At 69.5% G+C, this 21,100-nt stretch carries 21 protein-coding genes and 1 pseudogene; 10 read left to right on the top strand and 12 right to left on the bottom strand.

Annotation, left to right across the window (positions count from 1 at the left end):
• Nucleotides 1-51 precede the first annotated feature (51 nt).
• From A7B20_RS11430 to coxB, 9 genes are all read right to left on the bottom strand, one after another.
• Nucleotides 52-636, bottom strand: coding sequence for a GNAT family N-acetyltransferase (locus A7B20_RS11430; protein ID WP_102108714.1), 585 nt, complete (start codon nt 634-636; stop codon nt 52-54).
• Nucleotides 636-1,898, bottom strand: coding sequence for a M16 family metallopeptidase (locus A7B20_RS11425; protein ID WP_102108713.1), 1,263 nt, complete (start codon nt 1,896-1,898; stop codon nt 636-638). Before A7B20_RS11425 ends, A7B20_RS11430 begins: the two co-directional genes overlap by 1 nt.
• Entirely contained in the window at nt 1,895-3,280 is a 1,386-nt protein-coding gene (gene thrC / locus A7B20_RS11420) for a threonine synthase (protein WP_102108712.1), read from the bottom strand. Before thrC ends, A7B20_RS11425 begins: the two co-directional genes overlap by 4 nt.
• Nucleotides 3,277-3,960 carry an SURF1 family protein gene (locus A7B20_RS11415; protein ID WP_102108711.1) on the bottom strand — a complete coding sequence of 228 codons (684 nt, stop codon included), beginning with the start codon at nt 3,958-3,960 and terminating at the stop codon, nt 3,277-3,279. Before A7B20_RS11415 ends, thrC begins: the two co-directional genes overlap by 4 nt.
• 134 nt (nt 3,961-4,094) lie before the next feature.
• The gene (locus tag A7B20_RS11410; protein WP_102108710.1) at nt 4,095-4,895 is read right to left on the bottom strand and encodes a cytochrome c oxidase subunit 3; all 801 of its coding nucleotides are present in this window, start codon (nt 4,893-4,895) and stop codon (nt 4,095-4,097) included.
• A 40-nt stretch (nt 4,896-4,935) separates the two neighbouring features.
• Nucleotides 4,936-5,496: a cytochrome c oxidase assembly protein gene (locus tag A7B20_RS11405; RefSeq protein WP_102108709.1), complete on the bottom strand. Its 561-nt coding sequence runs from the start codon at nt 5,494-5,496 to the stop codon at nt 4,936-4,938.
• Between the two features lie 5 nt (nt 5,497-5,501).
• The gene (locus A7B20_RS11400; RefSeq protein WP_102108708.1) at nt 5,502-5,699 is read right to left on the bottom strand and encodes a hypothetical protein; all 198 of its coding nucleotides are present in this window, start codon (nt 5,697-5,699) and stop codon (nt 5,502-5,504) included.
• Nucleotide 5,700: 1 nt separating this feature from the next.
• A complete protein-coding gene (gene cyoE, locus A7B20_RS11395; RefSeq protein WP_102108707.1) occupies nt 5,701-6,630 on the bottom strand; it encodes a heme o synthase in 930 nt (309 codons plus the stop codon).
• 142 nt (nt 6,631-6,772) lie between these two features.
• Nucleotides 6,773-7,696, bottom strand: a complete 924-nt coding sequence (gene coxB / locus A7B20_RS11390) for a cytochrome c oxidase subunit II (protein WP_102108706.1) — start codon at nt 7,694-7,696, stop codon at nt 6,773-6,775.
• Between the two features lie 170 nt (nt 7,697-7,866).
• Here coxB and tldD point away from each other — a divergent pair, with 170 nt between their 5' ends.
• The 9 genes and pseudogenes from tldD to A7B20_RS11345 all read left to right on the top strand — a co-directional run bounded on the left by tldD (nt 7,867) and on the right by A7B20_RS11345 (nt 17,456).
• Nucleotides 7,867-9,288, top strand: a complete 1,422-nt coding sequence (gene tldD, locus A7B20_RS11385) for a metalloprotease TldD (protein ID WP_102108705.1) — start codon at nt 7,867-7,869, stop codon at nt 9,286-9,288.
• A gap of 4 nt (nt 9,289-9,292) precedes the next feature.
• A complete protein-coding gene (locus A7B20_RS11380) occupies nt 9,293-9,697 on the top strand; it encodes a hypothetical protein (protein WP_102108704.1) in 405 nt (134 codons plus the stop codon).
• A 173-nt stretch (nt 9,698-9,870) separates the two neighbouring features.
• A pseudogene (gene dprA / locus A7B20_RS21805) lies at nt 9,871-10,701 on the top strand (DNA-processing protein DprA); the annotation flags it as partial.
• Between the two features lie 243 nt (nt 10,702-10,944).
• Complete coding sequence (locus tag A7B20_RS21800; protein WP_157937665.1) at nt 10,945-11,268, top strand: DprA-like winged helix domain-containing protein; 324 nt, start codon at nt 10,945-10,947, stop codon at nt 11,266-11,268.
• A gap of 669 nt (nt 11,269-11,937) precedes the next feature.
• Nucleotides 11,938-14,622, top strand: coding sequence for a type I DNA topoisomerase (gene topA / locus A7B20_RS11365; RefSeq protein ID WP_102108703.1), 2,685 nt, complete (start codon nt 11,938-11,940; stop codon nt 14,620-14,622).
• Between the two features lie 99 nt (nt 14,623-14,721).
• Nucleotides 14,722-15,417: a CoA transferase subunit A gene (locus A7B20_RS11360; protein ID WP_102108702.1), complete on the top strand. Its 696-nt coding sequence runs from the start codon at nt 14,722-14,724 to the stop codon at nt 15,415-15,417.
• A gap of 20 nt (nt 15,418-15,437) precedes the next feature.
• Nucleotides 15,438-16,481 (top strand): PAS domain-containing protein, encoded by a 1,044-nt coding sequence (locus A7B20_RS11355; protein ID WP_102108701.1) that lies wholly within the window; start codon nt 15,438-15,440, stop codon nt 16,479-16,481.
• Nucleotides 16,482-16,546: 65 nt separating this feature from the next.
• The gene (locus A7B20_RS11350; RefSeq protein ID WP_102108700.1) at nt 16,547-17,173 is read left to right on the top strand and encodes a CoA transferase subunit B; all 627 of its coding nucleotides are present in this window, start codon (nt 16,547-16,549) and stop codon (nt 17,171-17,173) included.
• Nucleotides 17,166-17,456, top strand: coding sequence for a GNAT family N-acetyltransferase (locus A7B20_RS11345; RefSeq protein ID WP_102108699.1), 291 nt, complete (start codon nt 17,166-17,168; stop codon nt 17,454-17,456). Before A7B20_RS11350 ends, A7B20_RS11345 begins: the two co-directional genes overlap by 8 nt.
• A 6-nt stretch (nt 17,457-17,462) precedes the next feature.
• On the opposite strand, the gene A7B20_RS11340 is transcribed toward A7B20_RS11345, so the two are convergent.
• Both A7B20_RS11340 and A7B20_RS21710 read right to left on the bottom strand, forming a co-directional pair.
• Nucleotides 17,463-18,212 (bottom strand): polysaccharide deacetylase family protein, encoded by a 750-nt coding sequence (locus A7B20_RS11340; RefSeq protein WP_102108698.1) that lies wholly within the window; start codon nt 18,210-18,212, stop codon nt 17,463-17,465.
• The gene (locus A7B20_RS21710; RefSeq protein WP_102108697.1) at nt 18,209-19,306 is read right to left on the bottom strand and encodes a glycosyltransferase family 4 protein; all 1,098 of its coding nucleotides are present in this window, start codon (nt 19,304-19,306) and stop codon (nt 18,209-18,211) included. The genes A7B20_RS11340 and A7B20_RS21710 overlap by 4 nt, the downstream gene beginning before the upstream one ends.
• A 51-nt stretch (nt 19,307-19,357) precedes the next feature.
• Between A7B20_RS21710 and A7B20_RS11330 the strand changes: the two genes are divergently transcribed.
• Entirely contained in the window at nt 19,358-19,984 is a 627-nt protein-coding gene (locus A7B20_RS11330) for a histidine phosphatase family protein (RefSeq protein WP_172961000.1), read from the top strand.
• Nucleotides 19,985-19,988: 4 nt separating this feature from the next.
• Here A7B20_RS11330 and A7B20_RS11325 read toward each other — a convergent pair whose 3' ends face one another.
• Nucleotides 19,989-20,939: a glycosyltransferase gene (locus A7B20_RS11325; RefSeq protein ID WP_102108695.1), complete on the bottom strand. Its 951-nt coding sequence runs from the start codon at nt 20,937-20,939 to the stop codon at nt 19,989-19,991.
• Nucleotides 20,940-21,100 lie beyond the last annotated feature (161 nt).

Genomic DNA, 21,100 nt, shown 5'->3' with positions numbered 1-21,100 from the left:
GAAGCAGTTAGGCCGCGGGCAGACGGTGTCACGCTCCGCCCGTCCGCCGCCTCAGCCGACGGTGGTCTTGCCCCGCCGGTCGCCACGAAGGTTGGCGTAGAGCACATGGTTGCGCCACCGCCCGTCGATCTGGAGATAGCTCTGCGCGACGCCTTCGTACTTGTAGCCGCATTTCTCCAGCAGCCCGCGCGACGCGGCGTTCTCGGGCAGGCAGGCGCTTTCGATCCGCGACAGGTCCAGCGCGGTGAAGGCGTGGTGGATCAGCGCTGTCACCGCCTCGCGCATGTAGCCCGCCCGCGCATGGGGCTCGCCGATCCAGTAGCCCACCGTCCCCGCCTGCGCCGGGCCGCGGCGGATGTTGTCGAGCGTCACGGCCCCCAGCAGCACCTGGTCCTCCCGCCGGATCAGGAACAGCGGCAGCGCGGTGCCGCCCGAAATCGACCGCTGGGCCCAGTAGACGCGGTTGGTGAAGCTCTTGCGGCTCAGGTGGTCGGGGGACCAGGTCGGTTCCCACGGCGTCAGGAATTCGGCGCTGGAGCTGCGCAGCGCCGCCCAGGACCGGAAATCGGCATGCTGGGGCGCGCGCAGGGTCAGACGCTCGGTCTCGATCCGGACCCGGCGCCGCGACAGGAACATCAGGCGGCAAGCCGCGCGGTCAGGGCCTCCAGCGACGGCGCGCTCTCGGCCGGACCGTAGAGCGCCATCGCCGTCTGGTGCCCGCCCGCGACCTTGCCCGCGAACTCCTTCACGTCGCCGGTGGTCACGTCGTCGATCTTGGCGATGGTCTCGTCCAGATCCGGCACGCGGTCCCAGATGGCGAGCAGCCGCGCCAGGCGCTCGGCCCGGCTCGACGGGCTTTCGAGCCCCATCAAAAGTCCCGCCTTCATCTGCGCCCGCGCCCGCGCCACCTCTTCCGGCGTCATGTCGGACGCGGCGCGCGCCATCTCGTCCACCGTCAGCTCGGCCAGCCCGGCGATCTGCGCGGCCGAGGTGCCGGCATAGATCGTCAGCATCCCGGTGTCCGCATAGGCCCCGGCCTGCGCGAAGATCGAATAGCAGAGGCCCCGCTTCTCCCGCGCCTCCTGGAACAGCCGCGAGGACATGCCGCCGCCGAGGGCCGAGGCATAGATCTGCGCGGTGTACATCGCCGGATCGCGGTATCCGGGCGCCTCCATGGCCAGCGTGAAATGCACCTGCTCCAGCGGCCGCGCCTCGCGCCGCTCGCCGCCCATGAACAGGGCCGGGCTGACCGGCTCGGACGGCCGCCGCTCGATGCCCGCGAAGATCGCCTCGGCCGCCTTGCAGATCGCGTCGTGATCCACCGCGCCCGCGGCGGCAAGGATCATCTCGCCCGGACTGTAGCGCTCCTTCACGAAACCGGAGAGGTCCTCCTTGGAAAAGGCGCTAACCCGCTCGGCCGGGCCCAGGATCGACCGGCCCATGGGCTGGTTCGGATAGGCGACTTCCTGCAGCCAGTCGAAGACGATGTCGTCGGGCGTGTCCAGCACCTGCCCGATCTCCTGCAGGATCACCCCCCGCTCGACCTCGATCTCGGTCGGATCGAAGATCGGGTTCAGCACGATGTCCGAGATCACGTCCAGCGCCAGCGGCACGTCCGCCTCCAGCACCCGCGCGTAATAGGCCGTCATCTCGCGGCTGGTATAGGCGTTGATGTAGCCGCCCACGTCCTCGATCGCCTCGGCGATCTGCAGGGCGGTCCGCCGCTCGGTCCCCTTGAACGCCATGTGTTCCAGGAAATGCGCGATCCCGTTCTGCTCGGGCCGCTCGTGCCGCCCGCCCGCATTCACCCAGATGCCGACCGAGGCCGATTTGAGGCCCGGCATGTTCTCGGTGACGATGCGCAGGCCGTTGGCAAGCGTGTGGGTCTGTACGGTCAAGGGGCGATACGCTCTCGGATCAGGGATTTGAGCCTGTCGAGGTCGTTCGGCACCTCGGTCAGGCGTTCCGGCCTGTCATAGAGATCGGCCATGCGATTGGGAAGGGGGGGCCGCATCCCCACGGCGCCTTCCACGGCGTCAGGGAACTTCGCCGGATGGGCCGTCGCCAACGCGATCATCGGCACGGCGGGGTCCAGATGCTCCTGCGCCACCTTCACGCCCACGGCGGAGTGCGGGCACAGCACCTCGCCCGTCGCGGCATGGACGGCGCGGATCGTCGCCACCGTCTCCTCCTCCGAGGCGCGGCCCGAATCGAAGCTCTCGCGCAGCGCCTGGAGCGCGCCCTGCGAGACGGGGAAACCGCCGTCCTTCGACAGCTCGTCCATCAGCCGGGACACGGCCGCGCCATCCCGCCCGTAGGCATCGAACAGCGCCCGCTCGAAGTTGGAAGACACTTGGATGTCCATCGACGGGCTGATCGTCGGCGCGACCCCCATCTTGCGGTGCTCGCCCTCGGCCAGGGTGCGGTGCAGGATGTCGTTCCGGTTCGTCGCCACCACCAGCCGGTCGATCGGCAGGCCCATCCGCTTGGCGACGTAGCCCGCGAAGATGTCGCCGAAATTGCCGGTGGGCACCGTGAAGCTGACCTTGCGGTGCGGCGCGCCAAGCGCCACGGCGGAGGTGAAGAAATAGACCACCTGCGCCAGCACCCGCGCCCAGTTGATCGAGTTCACCGCCGTCAGCCCCACGCCGTCGCGGAACTCGAAATCGTTGAACATCGCCTTGACCGCCGCCTGGCAGTCGTCGAAATCGCCGTCCAGCGCCAGCGCATGGACGTTCGCCTCGGCCGGCGTCGTCATCTGCCGCCGCTGCACCTCGGAGACCCGGCCATGGGGGTAGAGGATGAACACGTCGACATTGTCGAGCCCGCGGAACGCCTCGATCGCCGCCGACCCGGTGTCGCCCGAGGTCGCGCCGACGATGGTGATCCGGCTCCCCCGCCGCGCCATGGACTCGGCGAAGAGCTGACCGATCAGCTGCATCGCGAAGTCCTTGAAGGCCAGCGTCGGGCCGTGGAACAGCTCCAGCAGGAACAGCCCCGGCTCGAGCTGTTTCAGGGGCGCACGCGCCGCGTGCCCGAAACCGCCGTAGGCCCTGGCGATGAGGTCCGACAGCACCTCGTCCGACAGGTCCACGAAGGGCCGCATGACCCGAAGGGCCGCCTCCTCGTAGGGCAGCCCCGCCAGCGCCACGATCTCGTCCGCGCTCATCTGCGGGATCTCGTCCGGGACGTACAGCCCGCCGTCCCGCGCCAGCCCCGCCAGCATCGTGTCCTCGAAGCCAAGCTCGGGCGCGCGGCCGCGGGTGGAAATGTAGTTCATGGGGTTTCCTTCCGTCCGGTCCGCCTCATACGCCAGAGCAGAACCCCTGTCATCCCCAGCCAGACGGCGGCCAGCGAAAACCAGGTGATGGCGTAACCGAAATGATCGTTGGGGATTCCCTCGGTGCCCACCGGCCGCGGCACCACCGCGCCATCGTCGAAGCTGCGCTCCCTCAGCACGATCAGCACCGGCTCGGTGCCAAGCGCCTTTGCCATCGCGGCAACGTCCCGCGCGAACCAGATGTTGGCGTCGAGGTCCGGCGCGGGCGTGAAGCCGTCGGTCTCTTCCGGCCAGTGCAGGTTCCCGACCACCCGCACCTCGCCCGCGTGACCCACCGGCGCCGCCTGGTCCACCGGCACGATCCCGCGGTCCAGCAGCAGCACCCGCCCCCCGTCGGTCGTGAAGGGCGAGATGATGCGATACCCGGCCCCCATCCCCTGGGCGCTGACCAGCACCCGCAGCATCGCGTTGCCCACCCGGCCCTCCGCCGTCACCGGCAGGTACTTGTCCGCCACCGGGTCGGGAGTCTCCGGCACCGCGACGGGGTCGGCCGCGATCCGCGCCTCGATCGACGCGAGGATCCCCTCCTTCCAGGCCAGCCTGCGCACCTGCCAGGTGCCGAGGGACAGCAGGATCGCGCAGCCGACGATGCCGAACAGGACCGGAACAACGAATCGCATGGAACTCCCCGAAACCGCGAGGGGCGCCGGACTTTCGCCCGAACGCCCCCCATCTTTGCTTCACAAATATCCTCGCCGAAGGCAACGCCGCGCCAGCGGCGTATCGGCCGCAGTCCGTCGCGTCCCCCGAAGCCTCAGCTGCCCCAGATGTAGACGGCGGCGAAGAGGAACAGCCAGACCACGTCGACGAAATGCCAGTACCAGGCCGCCGCCTCGAAGCCGACATGCTTCTCGGGCGTGAAATGGCCCTGACGGACGCGGAGGAAGCAGACGAACAGGAAGATCGTGCCGATGATCACGTGCGCGCCGTGGAAGCCCGTCGCCATGAAGAAGGTCGCGGCATAGATGTTGCCGGAGAAGCCGAAGGCGGCGTGGCTGTATTCGTAGGCCTGGAAGACGGTGAACAGCAGGCCGAGGACCACCGCGATGATCAGGCCCCAGGCCATGTCCTTGCGGTTGTTCTCGTGCACCAGCGCATGGTGCGCCCAGGTCGCCGCGCAGCCCGAGCACAGCAGGATCAGCGTGTTGATCAGCGGCAGGTGCCAGGGATCGAAGGCCTCGATGTTGGTCGGCGGCCAGGTCTGGAACTCGGCCGGAAGCTCGGGGCCGCCCGGGTACATGGCGTGCTTGAAGAACATCCAGAACCAGGCGGCGAAGAACATCACCTCGGACATGATGAACAGGATGAAGCCGTAGCGCAGGCCGATCCGCACGACCGGCGTGTGGTCGCCCTGGTTGCTCTCGGCGATTACCTCGGACCACCAGGCGTACATGACGTACAGCACCAGCGCGAGGCCGATGAAGAACATGTAGGGCGTGATCGCCTTCATCCACAGCACCGCGCCGAACAGCATGACGAAGCCGCCGACGGCGCCCATCAGCGGCCAGATCGAGGGGTGGAGGATGTGGTAGTCGTGGTTCTTCTCGTGCGCCATGGTCGCTGGTCTCTCGTCTCGGGCCCTTGGGGCGGGCTTGTTATTGGTCGGTCAGGTCGCCATCCAGGGCGGCCTGCTTTTCCGGCAGCGGGATCTCGTAGAACGTGTAGGACAACGTGATGTGTTTGACAAACTTCGCGTCGCGGTCCTTCACGATTTCCGGGTCGACGTAGTAGGTGACGGGCATCATCACCCGCTCGCCCGGTTGCAGCACCTGCTCGGTGAAGCAGAAGCAGTCGATCTTGGTGAAGTAACCACCGGCCTCGTAGGGGGCGACGTTGTAGCTCGCCTGGCCCGCGACGACGCGGTCGGTCGGGTTGTAGGCTTCGTAGAAGGCAAGCCCGGTCTCGCCAATGCGGATCTCGGTCTGCCGCTCCACCGGCTTGAACTCCCAGGGCATCCCCGGCTCGGTCGAGGCGTCGAAGCGGATTGCCATGGTGCGGTCCAGCACCTCGGACGCCCCCTGCCCCTCGACGGTCGCGCCGCCATAGCCGGTGACGCGGCAGAACCAGCTGTAGAACGGGATCGCCGCCCAAGCCATCGAGCCCATGAACGCGACCACGGCAAGGGCGCTGACGGCGACGCGGGTGTTGGGATTCATGTTCCTCACGGCTTCGGCGCCTCCTCCTTCGGCAGCATCTCGGACCGCAGGACGTGGTCGAAGCCCTGGACCGCGCCCAGCTGCTCGACCTTGACCACGGTCAGCCCGAAGACCAGCGCGACGAACCCGGCGAGCAGAAGCCCGACCCCGAGGTTGCGCGAGAAGCGGCGCTTGTGCAGTTCGTGTTCGGCGTGGATGGCCATGTCACAGTACTCCCGCGGTGCGCAGGCCCTGGTCGACCATGAGCGCGCCGAAATGAAGGAACAGGTAAAGCAGCGAGAACTTGAAGAAGGCCTTCTCGGTGGCATAGCCGTCGGCCTCGGCCACCTCCTCGGTGCGGCGGAAGATGTCGATCGCGCCCTTGACGAACCAGCCGTTCGCCAGCACCGCGACCGCCAGGTAGACCGGCCCGCCCACTTGGGTGAAGCCGAGCCACAGCGCGACCGGCGCCAGCAGCAGGGTGTAGACGAGGATGTGCGCCCGCGTCACCTTGCGCCCGTGGGTCACGGTGAGCATCGGCACGCCCGCGGTGTCGTAATCCTTCTTGAGGAACAGCGCGAGCGCCCAGAAATGCGGCGGGGTCCACATGAAGATCAGTCCGAACATCAGGAGCGCCTCGACGCTGACCTGACCCGTGGCCGCGACCCAGCCGATCAGCGGCGGGAAGGCGCCCGCGGCGCCGCCGATGACGATGTTCTGCGGTGTCGACCGCTTCAGCCACATCGAATAGACGACGGCGTAGAAGAAGATGGTGAAGGCCAGGATCGCGGCGGCCAGCCAGTTCGTCGCCAGTCCCAGCATCACGACCGAGAAGCCCGACAGCGCCAGCCCGATCGCCAGCGCCTCGTCCCCCGTGACCTTGCCCGCCGGGATCGGACGCTTTGCGGTGCGGCGCATCTTGGCGTCAATGTCGGCGTCCCACCACATGTTCAGCGCGCCCGAGGCGCCGCCGCCCACGGCGATGAACAGGATCGCGCAGAAGGCGACCAGCGGATGCATCTCGACCGGGGCGACCATCAGGCCCGCGAAGGCCGTGAACACCACCAGCGACATCACCCGCGGCTTCAGCAGCGCGAAGTAGTCGCCGAAGCCGGCCTCGTACTCCGTCTCGATCATCGTGGTGGCGTCGGTCATCCTGTCGATCCCTGAACTGAGGGGCCCCGCATTGCAGGGGATCGCGCCGCCCTTTGGGCCGCGCTGCAAAGGCATAGCGCGGCGCGCCGGGCGCCGCGGCAAGGGTCGGTGCGGCGCGGAGCCTCCGCGCCGCGCGGCCGCATCACTCGGCCGAGGCGACCTGCACGGTCGGCTTCACCGAGGTGTCGGCGGCATAGAGCCCTTTCGCCCGGCCGAGCCATGCGTCGTACTCTTCCTGGCTCACGACCTTGACGGTGATCGGCATGTAGGCGTGGTTGATCCCGCAGAGCTCGGAGCACTGGCCGAAGTAGATGCCTTCCTTCTCGGCCTTGAACCACAGCTCGGCCAGGCGGCCGGGCACCGCGTCCTGCTTCACGCCGAAGGCGGGGATGGTCCAGGAGTGGATCACGTCGGCACCGGTGACCTGCATCACCACGACCTTGTTCACGGGCACGACCACGGCGGTGTCGGTGGCCAGGCGGAACTCGTCCGCCGAATATCCGGCCGCTTCGAGCTGCTGCACCACCTCGGGGGTCAGCCGGTTGTCGCCGCCGGTGGCGGGCGAACCGATCATGTAGCTGTCGAAGCCGAAGCCGTCGTCGACATATTCGTAGCTCCAGTACCACTGGTAGCCGGTGACCTTGATCGTCAGGTCGGCGTCCGGGATCTCCTGCTGCTTGAACAGCACCGGCAGCGAGAAGGCGCCGATGAAGATCAGGATGACGATCGGCACCACCGTCCAGGTGATCTCGATCGGGGTGTTGTGGGTGAACTTCGCCGGAACGGGATTGCGGCGGCGGTTGTGCAGGATCGCCACCAGCGCCAGCAGAGCGACGACGAAGAGCGTGATCGCGGTGATGATGACCAGCACCATGCCGTCCAGCCAGTGGATGTCCGCCGCCAGCTCGGTCGCCGCGGGCTGGAAGCCGATTCCGCCCTGGTGCGGCTTGCCGATGATCTCGAGCCCCTCGATGGCGTCGATGTTCTCCTGCGCCATGGCGGCACCGCCTGCCATGGCGGCGGTGAATCCGGCCAGAAGGCCCGCAAATCTGGTCTGAATGCGCATCTCTCGTTCCCGTTCGGCTGCGGGCGGATTGGCCGCCCAGTCCCGGGATGCCGCCCTCGGGGCGCCTCCCGTTGTGTTCTTGCGTCCTGAAACCATATTAGACCCGATTGGACAAGCCAAACCGTTGCGGCAATGCGCCGCTCGCCTGCCCCCTGCCCGAAGGAGCCTCCATGCCCGATACCCCCTTCCGCCCGTTCGAAACCCTGCTGGACGAGGGCCAGGCGCTGGCGCTGCTCCGGGGCGCCGTGGACGGCGCGGACGACGGCGAGCTGTTCCTCGAACGCCGCCGGTCCGAGGTGCTGTCCTTCGACGACGGCCGCGTGCGGCAGGCAAGCTACGATGCCGCCGAAGGTTTCGGCCTGCGCGCGGTCCGGGGCGAGACCTCGGGCTATGCCCATTCCACCGAGATTTCCGAAGCCGCTCTGAAGCGTGCCTGCGAAACGGCGCGCCTCGCCGTGGGCGACGGCGGCGGCACCCTGGCCGAGGCGCCGCGCCATACCAACGTGAAGCTCTACACCGACAACGACCCGATGACCGACGCGGTTTTCTCCTTAAAACTCGACACGTTGCGCGAGATCGACGCCTTCGCCCGCGGCCTCGACCGCCGGGTGGTGCAGGTCACGGCGACCCTCGCCGCCTCGATCCAGGAGGTCGAGATCCTGCGCCCCGAAGGCCACCTGGTGCGCGACGTCCGGCCGATGACCCGCCTGAACGTCAGCGTCATCGTCGAGGAGAACGGCCGCCGCGAATCGGGCGGCATGGGCGGCGGCGGGCGATTCGGCCTGACCGGCCTGATCGACCGCGCGCACTGGGAGGACGTGACCCGCGAGGCGCTGAGGATCGCGCTGGTCAACCTCTCGGCCGAACCCGCCCCCGCCGGGGTGATGGACGTGGCCCTCGGCGCGGGCTGGCCGGGCATCCTGCTGCACGAGGCCATCGGCCACGGGCTGGAGGGCGATTTCAACCGCAAGAAGACCTCGGCCTTCGCCGGCCTCATGGGCCAGCGGATCGCCGCGAAGGGCGTCACCGTTCTGGACGATGGGACGATTCCCGACCGCCGCGGCTCGATCTCGGTCGATGACGAGGGCACCCCCTCGGGCAAGAACGTGCTGATCGAGGACGGCGTGCTGGTCGGTTACATGCACGACCGCCAGAACGCCCGCCTGATGGGCGTGCCCGCCACCGGCAACGGGCGGCGGCAGAGCTTCGCCCACGCGCCGATGCCGCGGATGACCAACACCTACATGCTGAACGGCGACGCGACGCCGGGCGACATCGTGGCCGACGTCAAGGACGGCATATATGCGGTGGGCTTCGGCGGCGGCCAGGTCGACATCACCAACGGCAAGTTCGTCTTCTCCTGCACCGAGGCCTACCGCGTGAAGAACGGCAAGGTCGGCGCCCCGGTGAAGGGCGCGACCCTGATCGGCGACGGCGCCACGGCGCTCCAGAAGATCCGCGCCGTCGGCAACGACTTCAGCCTCGACCCCGGCATCGGCAACTGCGGCAAGGCGGGGCAATGGGTGCCCGTCGGCGTCGGCCAGCCGACCCTGCTGATCGGCGGCCTCACCGTGGGCGGCAGCGCGGCCTGAGGCCGTGAACGCGGCCCTCGCCCACGCGCTGGCGGCGCTCGCCGCGCTGATCGTCGTCCCCGGCCTCGGCATCGTGGCCGAGATCCTGGCGGGCGGCATCACCGGCGACGCGGGCAGCGTCCCGGCCCTGATGGGACGGCTGGTGATGCTGTCGGGGCTGTTCGCCTGGACCTTCATGCTGCCCGCCGCGGCGCTGCACTGGCTGATCCGACGCCGCGTGGCGCTGCCCTGGTGGTCGCCGCCGCTCGGCGCCGGCAGCGTCGGCGCGGTTTCCGCCTTCATTGCCGGAACCGGCGCGGAGGCCGCCGTCTTCGTGGCGCTCGTCAGTGGCGCCTACGGGCTGACATTCGGAGTGATTCTCGAACTCCTGCTGCGCAAGAACCCGGCCCGCACGCGGCCGGAAGACTAATACGCCCTTATATCAGCAGGTTGGACCCGAAGAACAAAATAAGGTTCGGTCTTCATACACCCTTAACCATTGCGGCCTCATCTTGTCCTTGCAAGCAGACGAAGACAGGTTGGCCGGTGGATTTCATCCCTTCCCTCACCCCCCTCACCCCACCCCACTCCGAGGAAGATCGGTTGGTCTGGCTTCGTCTCTTGCGCTCTCGCCGCGTCGGCGTCAGCACCTTCTTCCGCCTCCTGCGCGAATGCGGCAGCGCCGCCGACGCACTGGACGCCCTCCCTTCCATCGCCCGCGCCGCGGGCGTCGACGATTACCAGCCCTGCCCCGCCGCCGTCGCCGCCGCCGAACTGCGCGCAGGTCGCCTGGCGGGGGCCAGGCTCGTCGCCTACGGAGCGCCGGACTATCCCGCCGCCCTCCTCGGCCTGTCCGACCCGCCGCCGCTGCTCTGGGCGCTCGGCGACCTCGCCCTGCTCGGCCGTCCGGCCGTGGCGCTGGTCGGCGCCCGCAACGCCTCCTCCCTCGGCACCCGCATGGCCCGACGCCTGGCCGCCGACCTTGGCGCGGCGGGCCACGTCGTCGTTTCGGGTCTCGCCCGCGGGGTCGATGCCGCCGCGCACCTCGGCGCGCTGAAGACCGGCACCATCGCCGTGATGGCCGGCGGGGTCGACGTGGTCTATCCGGCGGAGAACGCCGTCCTCGCCCAGGAGATCGCCGAAACCGGCCTGCGCCTGTCCGAACAGCCCATGGGCCTGCAACCGCTGGCCCGCCATTTCCCCCGCCGCAACCGCATCGTCTCGGGCCTGTCGCGCGCCGTCGTCGTGGTCGAGGCCGCGGCGAAATCCGGCAGCCTCATCACCGCCCGCGACGCTCTGGACCAAGGTAGGGAGGTGATGGCGGTGCCGGGTCATCCGTTCGACGCCCGCGCCTCGGGCTGCAACATGCTGATCCGCGACGGCGCCCTCCTCGTGCGCGGCGCCGACGACATCCTCGCGGCCCTGGCCGAAGCGCGGGAAGTCTTCGTCGCGGACGCTGCCCTGCAAAGACATGATCCGGCGGCCCCCGGGGCGCACCGGATCGAAACCGCCGGGCCAGGATCCGGCGAAACGGACGCGGCGAAACCCTCCCACTCCCGCCGGAAGCCGCCTTCGACGGCGCTCCGCGCCGCCGACGACCCGGCGCCTGCGTCAGAAGGGAGGGGACCGGCAGGCGTCAGCGCCCGCCCGGCACGGACGGACGAAGATGACGACGCCGTGATCCACGTCCTCAGCGAAAGGCGCGGTACCGCGCCTGTTGTTCCGGTGGGGCCTACAGACACTATCGTTGCCGGCGCACGGAACGGGAAAGTCGCGGCCCTGCCGCTTGCCGGGCCAATCAAGGAGGCGAAACGCAGCCTTCGCGAGACCAACGCCCTGCATCAGCAGATTCTCGACCGACTTGGCGTCAGCCCGGTCGCCGAAGATCAGCTGATCCGCGATCTTGCCGTCCCCGCCGGCGAGATCGCCCCGCAGCTGGTCAACCTCGAACTGGAGGGCCGCATCATCCGCCAGCCGGGTGGCTTCCTCAGCCGCGCCTGACGCCGGACCGGGCGGCAGAAGCCCCCTGTGCACACCGGCAGACCCTCGTGCCCCCTGCACGACGTCTGCCTCGCCGAGGCGGAACCGGCGCACATACCGCAAGCGGCCCCTGCCGACGCCGATGCGCAATGCGAGACGACCGTTCCTCCGTTCGGTCGGCTGTCCCGCAGGTGGGCCGATCTGTCCGCTGAACCTCCCCGGTGTGGGGTCGATGCGTGATAGACGCCCGGTGCCGCAAGCCCGGGTGCCCGGCACGGCCATGGCGGTCCGGCCCCGGAACGGACGCGCCGTGTCCGCAGTCCGGCGAAACCATCCGTGCAAGGCACGGGTCAGCGACGGAGGCGATGTCGGCCCGCCAGGCGGACCCACCAACGGGGCACGGTCCCCGGCGCGGGCCTCCGCGCGTCGCCATTGCGCACCACCCGACGCCACCGGATGCAGTCCGACCCACAATTCGTGGCTGTCATGGCCTGGCAGGACTCGTTCAGTGCGCCCGGACCAGGCGCGCGAACGGACGACCGGACGCGACACCGGCACCCGTTTCGGACCATGCCTCCCGCCAACCGTGCCGCCCGCGGGACCGGGCCCGGGGCAAGGCCGATTGACAACCCAAGGGCAGACCCCACATCTAGCGCCGTCGCTTGCAGACCCCGAGTCGGAAGGAAGCCCATGCCTGTCGTCGTCGTCGAATCCCCGGCCAAGGCCAAGACAATAAACAAGTATCTCGGCCCCGGCTTCACGGTTCTGGCGTCCTTCGGCCATGTCCGCGACCTTCCGCCGAAGGACGGCTCGGTCGATCCCGAGCACGATTTCGACATGACCTGGGAGGTCTCGCCGGACAGCAGGAAGCACGTCAAGGCCATCGCCGACGCGCTCGCCGACGACAACGCGCTGATCCTCGCCACCGACCCCGACCGCGAGGGCGAGGCGATCTCGTGGCACCTCGAAGAGACACTGCGCAAAAGGAAGTCCATCAGGAAGGACACGCCGGTCAGCCGCGTCGTCTTCAATGCCATCACGAAGTCGGCCGTGACCGAGGCGATGAAGGCCCCCCGCCAGGTCGACGGCCCGCTGGTGCAGGCCTATCTCGCCCGCCGCGCGCTGGATTATCTCGTCGGCTTCAACCTTTCGCCCGTGCTCTGGCGCAAGTTGCCCGGCGCGAAATCCGCCGGCCGCGTGCAATCGGTCTGCCTGCGCCTGATCGTCGAGCGCGAGATGGAGATCGAAGCGTTCCGCGCCCGGGAATACTGGTCGGTCAAGGCGCTGCTCGAAACGCCCCGCGGCCAGAGCTTCGAGGCCCGCCTGACGGTGCTCGGCGGCAAGAAGCTGGACCGCTTCAGCCTCGAGAACACCACCGCGGCCGAAATGGCGGTGCAGGCGATCGAAAGCCGCGACCTGGCCGTGACCTCGGTCGAGGCGAAACCGGCCAGCCGCAACCCCTCGGCCCCGTTCATGACCTCGACGCTGCAGCAGGAGGCCAGCCGCAAGTTCGGGATGGGCGCCCGCCAGACCATGAGCGCGGCGCAGAGGCTCTACGAGGCGGGCTACATCACCTACATGCGGACCGACGGCATCGACATGGCGCCCGAGGCGGTCAGCGCCGCCCGTGACGCGATCAAGGAGCGCTACGGCGACAGGTACGTTCCCGCGAGCCCGCGCATCTACAAGAACAAGGCGAAGAACGCGCAGGAAGCGCACGAGTGCATCCGGCCGACCGACATGACGAAGGACGCCGCCGCGCTGAGGATCCCGGATGCCGACCAGAGGAAGCTCTACGACCTGATCTGGAAGCGGACGCTGGCGAGCCAGATGGAATCCGCCCGGCTGGAACGCACCACGGTCGACATCGGCAGCCGCGACGGCCAGGTCGAGCTGCGCGCCACCGGCCAAGTGGTGCTGTTCGACGGCTTCATCCGCGTCTACGAGGAAGGGCGCGACGATACCGAGGACGAGGACGACAAGCGCCTGCCGCAGATCGCGAAGGACGAAGCGATGAAGAAGCTCGGCGTCACGCCCGAGCAGCACTTCACCCAGCCCCCGCCCCGCTATACCGAGGCGACGCTGGTGAAGCGGATGGAAGAGCTGGGGATTGGGCGGCCCTCGACCTATGCCAGCATCGTGACCACGATCCAGGACCGCGAATACGTCCGCAAGGAGGGCAACCGCCTGTTCCCCGAGGACAAGGGGCGGCTGGTAACGGCCTTCCTCACCAACTACTTCCGCCGCTACGTGGAATACGACTTCACCGCCGCGCTCGAGGAAGAGCTCGACGACGTCTCGGCCGGCAGCCGCGATTACAAGGAAGTGCTGGGCCAGTTCTGGCGCGACTTCTCGGCGGCCATCGCGGAAACCTCGGACCTCCGCATCGGCGAGGTGCTGGAGAAGATCAACGAGGTGCTGGCACCGCACCTGTTCCCGCCGCGCGAGGACGGCAAGGATCCGCGGCTGTGCCCGAACTGCGAGAAGGGCACGCTGTCGATGCGCACGGCCCGCTCGGGCGGCGCCTTCATCGGCTGCTCGAACTATCCCGAGTGCCGCTATACCCGCCCCTTCGGCCCCCCGTCCGAGGCGGACGACCCGAACGCGGGGGGCATCCCGCCCGAGGGCAAGCTGCTGGGCGAGGACCAGGGCGACAAGATCTGGGCCTTCAAGGGCCGGTTCGGCCCCTATGTCCAGCGCGGCGACGCGACGGAGGAGAACAAGAAGCCCCCGCGCCAGTCGATCCCCCGCGAATGGCCGCCCGAGGACGTGGACCTGGCCCAGGCGCTGAAGCTGCTGGCCCTGCCCCGCCTCGTCGGCCAGCATCCCGAGGACGGGGTGAACGTCTGGTCGACCATAGGCCGTTACGGGCCCTACCTGAAGCACAACGAGGATACCGGGCGGGGCGGCTCGACCGCGCCGCTGCCCGAACTCGACGACGTCTTCACCATCGGCATGAACCGCGCGGTCGAACTGCTGGCCCAGAAGGCGGCCAGCCGCGGCGGGCGCGGCGCGGCGGCGAAACCCCTGCGCGAGATGGGCGAACATCCGTCCGAGGGCGGCGCGGTCAGCATCATGGAGGGGCGTTACGGCCCCTACGTGAAGTGGGGCAAGGTCAACGCGACGCTGCCGAAGGACACCGAGCCCGAACAGGTGACGATGGAACAGGCGGTCGAGCTGATCGCCGAGAAGGCGGCGAAGAAGGGCACGCGCAAGACGGCGACCAGGAAGACGGCGGCGAAGAAGCCCGCTGCAAAGCCGAAGGCGGCAAAGACCACGAAAACCGCGACGAAGACGAAGACCGCCGCCGCCAAGGCCTCGACCGCGAAGACGGCGAAGGCGAAGAAGGCCGCGAAGGACGACGGCGAAGACTGACGCCGCCGCGCGTGCCCTGCGGACCGGGGTGCGATTGACTTGGACGGACGGCGCGGCGAAAGCTGGGCCCCGAGACACGGAACAACGGGAACGGATGCGATGAAGAAGGTGTATGGATCGGCGGCCGAGGCGCTGGACGGGCTGCTGTTCGACGGAATGTTCATCGCCGCCGGAGGTTTCGGCCTCTGCGGCATCCCCGAGCTGCTGCTGCAGGCGATCAAGGAGGCCGGGACCAGGGACCTGACCTTCGCCTCGAACAACGCGGGCGTCGACGATTTCGGCATCGGCATCCTGCTGCAGACGCGGCAGGTGAAGAAGATGATCTCGTCCTACGTCGGCGAGAACAAGGAGTTCATGCGCCAGTATCTCGGCGGCGAGCTGGAGCTGGAGTTCAACCCGCAGGGCACGCTGGCCGAACGGATGCGTGCGGGCGGGGCGGGCATCCCCGGCTTCTACACGAAGACCGGCGTCGGCACGGTGATCGCCGAGGGCAAGGAGCACAAGGAGTTCGACGGCCAGACCTACATCCTCGAACGCGGGATCGTGGCCGACCTTTCGATCGTGAAGGCGTGGAAGGCCGACGACACCGGCAACCTCGTCTTCCGCAAGACCGCCCGCAACTTCAACCCGCCCGCGGCGATGTGCGGCAAGGTCTGCGTCGCCGAGGTGGAAGAGATCGTGCCGCGCGGCGAACTCGACCCCGATGGAATTCACCTGCCGGGGATCTATGTCCATCGTATCATTCAGGGCGAGCACGAGAAGCGCATCGAACAGCGCACCACTCGGGCCGCCTGACAGGCGATTTGGACAGGGCCATGGACACACAGAAGACGAAGGGCGCCGGGGACATCAGCAGCGACGAGGCATTTGCCACGTTCTCGAAATCGAGCGTCGCGATGGTCCTCACCAACCCGCGGTTCGAGGACAATCCCATCGTCTACGTGAACGATGCCTTCGTCCGCCTGACCGGCTATTCGCGCGATGCCTCTGTGGGGCGGAACTGCCGCTTCCTCCAGGGCCAGCGGACCGATCCCGACGACACCCGCAAGATCCGTCGCGCCCTCGAGAAACAGCAGGACGTCTCGGTCGACATCCTGAACTACCGCGCCGACGGCACGACCTTCATGAACCGCCTGCTGATCACCCCCGTGTTCGACAGCGAGGACGAGCTTTCCTATTTCCTCGGCATCCAGGTCCGGCTCGACAAGACCTCGGCCCAGGGGATGCAGGCCACCGCCGACAAGGCCCTGCGCGAGATCCAGCACCGGGTGAAGAACCACCTGTCGATGATCGTCGGCATGATCCGCATGCAGGCCCGCCAAAGCACCGCCGCCGAGGAATACAAGAGCCTGTCGCGCCGGATCGAGAGCCTGCAGCTGCTCTACGAGGAACTGACCGAGCCCACGGACCAGAACGGGCCGCAGACGATCCCGCTCGGCTCCTACCTGTCGCGGGTCGCCAACGCGATCGCCCATATCGACGGGCGCGCCGGCATCCGCGTGAACATCGTCGCCGACGCCATGGACATGCCGGTGGACCACGCCACGCGGATGGGGCTGATCCTGTCCGAGGTGCTGACCAATGCCATGCAGCACGCCTTCGACGGCCGCGAGGAGGGAGTGGTCGACGTCAGGCTGGCCGCGCTGACCGGCGGCGGCGCGCGCGTGACCATCTCGGACGACGGGGTGGGCATCCCCGAGGGCATCAACTGGCCCGAGACCAATTCGCTGGGCGGGCGGATCGTCATGGGACTGATCGACGGGCTGGGCGGCACCTTCGACGTGACCCGCGCCGCTTCGGGCACCGTCGTGACATTGGACGTGCCCGCCGAAAGCTTCGTCCCGGCGCCCACGGACTGAGACCCGGCTTGCAACCGGAAGCGTTGACATAGATACCTGAGACCGAACGCAAACGAGGATCGACCATGGCCTGGGACCGCAATCAGATGGCCGCCCGCGCGGCGCAGGAACTGGAAGACGGGATGTACGTCAACCTCGGCATCGGCATCCCGACGCTGGTGTCCAACTACATCCCCGAAGGTGTCGAGGTCACGCTGCAGTCCGAGAACGGCATGCTCGGCATGGGCCCCTTCCCGATCGAGGGCGAGGAGGATCCCGACCTCATCAACGCGGGCAAGCAGACCATCACCGAGATTCCGAAGACCGCCTATTTCGACAGCGCCACCTCCTTCGGCATGATCCGCGGCGGCAAGATCGCCATGGCGATCCTCGGCGCGATGGAAGTGTCCGAAAAGGGCGACCTTGCGAACTGGATGATCCCGGGCAAGCTCGTGAAGGGCATGGGCGGCGCCATGGACCTTGTCGCCGGCGTCGGCCGGGTGATCGTGGTCATGGACCACGCCAACAAGGCGGGCGAATCGAAGCTCCTGAAGGAATGCACCCTGCCGCTGACCGGAACCGGCGTCGTCGACCGGATCATCACCAACCTTGGCGTGCTCGACGTGGTCGAGGGCGGGCTGAGGATCGTGGAGACGGCCGAGGGCGTGTCCGAGGACGAGCTGCGCGCCGCGACGGACGCCACCCTTGTCTGAGCGCAAGATCCTGCGCGAGGTGCAGGGCTCCAAGGGCCGCTACGTCTTCCGCGAGGGCGGGGACGAGGCCGAGCTGACCTATTCCATCACCACGCCGACGCTGATCATCGCCGACCACACCGGCGTTCCGGATGCCTTCCGTGGCCGGGGCGTGGGCCAGGCGCTGGTGGAACGCCTGGTCGCCGACGCACGGGCGGAGGGGGTGAAGATCGTGCCCCTCTGCCCCTTCGTCAACGCCCAGCGCCGCCGCCATCCCGAATGGGCTGACGTGTTCCAGGTCTGAGCGCCGTCAGCCCGCCTGTCCCCCCGACAGAAGCGCGCCCGCGCTGCGCCAGGCGCACCCCGGATGCGCCGCGGTCAGGGCGAGGAAGCGTTCCAGAAAGTCCCAGGCGGCATCGTCATGCACCAGGTGATGCGTCAGCAGCCCCACGCAGCCGACGCCCGCCTCCGCGGCGGCAAGGATGTCCGCCGTCATCGCGGCATCGCTCCGCCCACCGCGGGTGCCGCGCCAGTCGATCAGGTCGGCGTGGGTGTTGATCCGGCGGATCGGCCCCGGCCGCTCCGGCCCGAACACCGACAGCGCGGAAAAGCCCAGCGCCGCCAGCCGCGCCTCGACCTGCGGCCCGATGCGGTTCCAGGGCGGCACGACGATCGGCAGCGCCCGCGTGCCGTGCAGTTCCGACAGCCTGTCCCGCCCCTCTTCCAACTCGCCCAGGGTGTCGGCCAGGGGGCGATCGTCCCCCAGCTCCCGCTTCTTCTCGCCCGCCGGGGCGTGGCTTTCGTGGGCCCAGCCGTGCAGGGCGACGCTCATCGTCGGCGCCGCGTCCAGCCGCGCGGCCAGCGCCGGGCCCGTCCGTTCCGGGATCACCGCCAAAAGGCAGGGGATGCCATGCGCTTCCGTCAGCCCGATCAGCCGGTCGAGCGCCGGTGTCGGGTCCACCGCGTCGTCGTCGCGCAGCCAGAACGTCAGCGGACGCCCCTCGGCCGCCGCCGCGTCCAGTGCCGCGGCCAGGTCGGAAAGCCCGTGATCCTGCGTCATCGCCGTCCCTCCAGAAGCGGGGCCAAAAGCCCGTTCAGCCGTGCCGCGGCCCCCGCCATGTCATGCTCCCGCGCCACCGTCCCGCGCGCGGCGCGGCCCAGCAGGTCGCGCAGCGCGCCATCCTCCAGCACCCGCCGCAGCGCCGCGGCATAGGCGCCCGTGTCGCCCTCGGCGGTCAGGAGCCCCGTCACGCCGTCCGTCACCACCTCCGGCACCCCCGCCCGCGCCTCGGCGACGACCGGCACACCGCAGGCCTGCGCCTCGAGATAGGCAAGGCCATAGGCCTCTCCCACCCCGGGCCAGGCATGGGCCCAGAACCGGGCAAGCCGTGCGGGCAGATCCTCGCGCGCCACCGCCCCGGCCCAGTCGATCCGTTCGCCGAAGCGCGCGAACAGGTCCGCCCCCTGTCCCCGCGCCGGGCCGTCGCCGATCCCCTCCAGCCGCCAGTCCGCGTCCTCCAGCAGCGCCAGCGCCGCGGCCAGCCGGGCATAGCTCTCCAGCTTGTCGCCCGGCCGCATCATCGCCACCACCCCGAGCCGCCCCGGCGCGGGGCGGGTTTCGGACGCCAGGAAGGGCGCGGCGTCGATGAACGGCCCGAGCCAGCCCAGACGCTCCGGCGCGACGATCCCGGCCAGCCCGTCGCGGTCGCGCCGGGTCAGGCAGATGTTCAGCGCCGCCTGCCGGATGCCCGCGACCGCACGCGCCTGCCAGTCCCGCCAGAGCCCGACCGAGCGGCGCGGCGAGTACGAGGCTTCGACGGTCACATAGGGCACCCCGAACGCGGCACAGAGCGGCGGGCCAAGCAGGTCCGGCGACTTGTAGTAGGGATGATAGCACATCCACAGGTCCGGCGCCCCGTCCTTTCGCCAGGCCGCTGCCAGATCCCGCCGCGCGGCTTCGGCCCGCGCGAGGATGGCGTCGCGCGTCGCCGCGTCCCCGGGATCGCGCAGGAAGCTGCGCAGGTCCGAGACCGGCGTCACATCGTGGCCGCCGCGCGCGAGGCAATCCATCAGCTGGCGCGCCATCAGCCGGTCGCCCGAGGGCACGGGATGGTCGGGACTCTTCAGCGGAGCGTGGAAGGCGATGCGGCGCATGCCTCTCCATAGACCGCGCCGGAAGCCCCCGCCACGGCGATGTGGCCCGGCTTGACAGCGCCCGGCCCCTCGGCCACCACCCGGCCGATGATCTATCTCCTGCGCCATGGCCAGACCGAATACAACGCCGAAGGCCGTTACCAGGGCCGGGCGGAGTCCTCGCTCACGGAGCGGGGGCGCGCGCAGGCCCTTGCCTATGCGGCGGCGCTGAAGCCGCGGGTCCGCGCGTCCGAGTGCGTGATCCTGTCCAGCCCCCTGTCCCGCGCCCGGCAGACCGCCGCCATCGTCGGCGAAGCGCTCGGCGGCGCGCCTGTCGTGGTCGAGCCGGATCTGACGGAGCTGTCCCTCGGCGCCTGGGAAGGGCGGACCGCCGCCGAGATCGATGCCGGATGGCCCGGCGCGCGCGATGCCGTGCCCCGCAACATGTGGTTCTTCCATGCGCCGGACGGCGAAGACCTCGCCTCGGCCACGCGGCGCGTCGGCCGGGCGCTCGCCGCGGCAGGGGCGCGGCCCGAGCCGGTGAGGATCCTCGTCAGCCATGCCGTGGTGGGCCGTCTGCTGCGCGGGATCTACCTCGGGCTCGATCCCCTGAAGGCGGCGCGGCTGGAGATTCCGCAGGAGGCCTTCTTCGCCCTGTCCGGCGAGGGCGTCATCGAGCGGATCGCCTGCCCCGGCTGACCCTTCACCACGGCTTCCAGCCGATCAGGAATCCTCCGGCCGTCTCGCGCATCGCGTCCAGCTCCGCCGCGCCCGCGCCTTTCGCCAGATTGCCCTGCACCAGCCCGCGCGGCGCCAGCGTCACCGGCGCCTGCGCGGCGACAAGGGTGAAGATCAGCGGCCCCGTCACCCACCAGGCAGGCCCGCCGGGCAGGGTCGCGACGACATCGGGCAGGATGGCGTTCAGGTGCGCCATCACCGGGTGCGCCGGGGGACAGGCGATCAGCGAGTTGGTGAGGAACGGGCTGCCCGCCCCGGTGAGGCGCGGCGTGTCCTCGGCCAGCGCGGCCAGGCCCAGCATCGGCAGCGCCTCCGCCAGTCCCAGATCGTCGCGCGCCGGGTACCAGTCGCAGTCGAGATAGACGCCGCCTTCCCGCGCGAGGATCAGGTAGCGGGCGGCATCCACGGCACCGGGATAATCGCCCCGCTCCAGCCGTTCGCGGAAGGCCGGGGCGTCCGTGAACCCGGCGATCTCCAGATCGTCCTCCCGCCAGAGCCGGTACTCGAAGCCGTTCCGCCGTGCCACCCCGGCCCAGGCGGCACAGGCGGGGGGCACCGGGGCGGGGCCGATCCAGACCTGGTGCAGCACGTCGGGCACCGCCGCGCGCGCCGCCGCGGAACAGGCGCGGCGCGCCTCGTCGGGCATCCGGGCCAGCGCCGACAGCGCCTCGGGCGGCGGGACGAGGAAATACTGGAGCGCGATGCGCGCGGCCGCATCGCCTTCGGCCTTGGCGAGCTTGAGGTAGGCCGCGTGCAGGCGGCGCGGCAGGCCGAGCGCGGTCAGGGGACCCATCGCGTCCGGCGCGCCGTCGCCGCGCAGCCCGTCGAGCACCGCGCGCGCCCCCGCAAGGTCGCCCGCGGCGCGCAGCTCTCCCGCGGCGTCGAGCCGCGCGCGTGCCTCGTCCTTCGGTGTCATCGCGCTGCCTCGCTGCCGGATGCGCCGGTGTCCTGCCGTCCCTCATATCCCCGCGCGGCCCGGGGCGCAGCCCCCGACACGCCGCATTGCGCGACCTTGCGGCAGTTCGCGGGCGGCGCGTCGGCTGCGGCGGCTTGGCGATGGACAGGCCCGCCCGAATG

It is taken from the genome of Oceaniglobus roseus, from assembly GCF_002869745.1.
GTDB lineage: Bacteria > Pseudomonadota > Alphaproteobacteria > Rhodobacterales > Rhodobacteraceae > Oceaniglobus > Oceaniglobus roseus.
The sequence above is the reverse complement of the archived record's forward strand: the minus strand, read 5'-3'. Positions and strand labels throughout refer to the sequence as shown.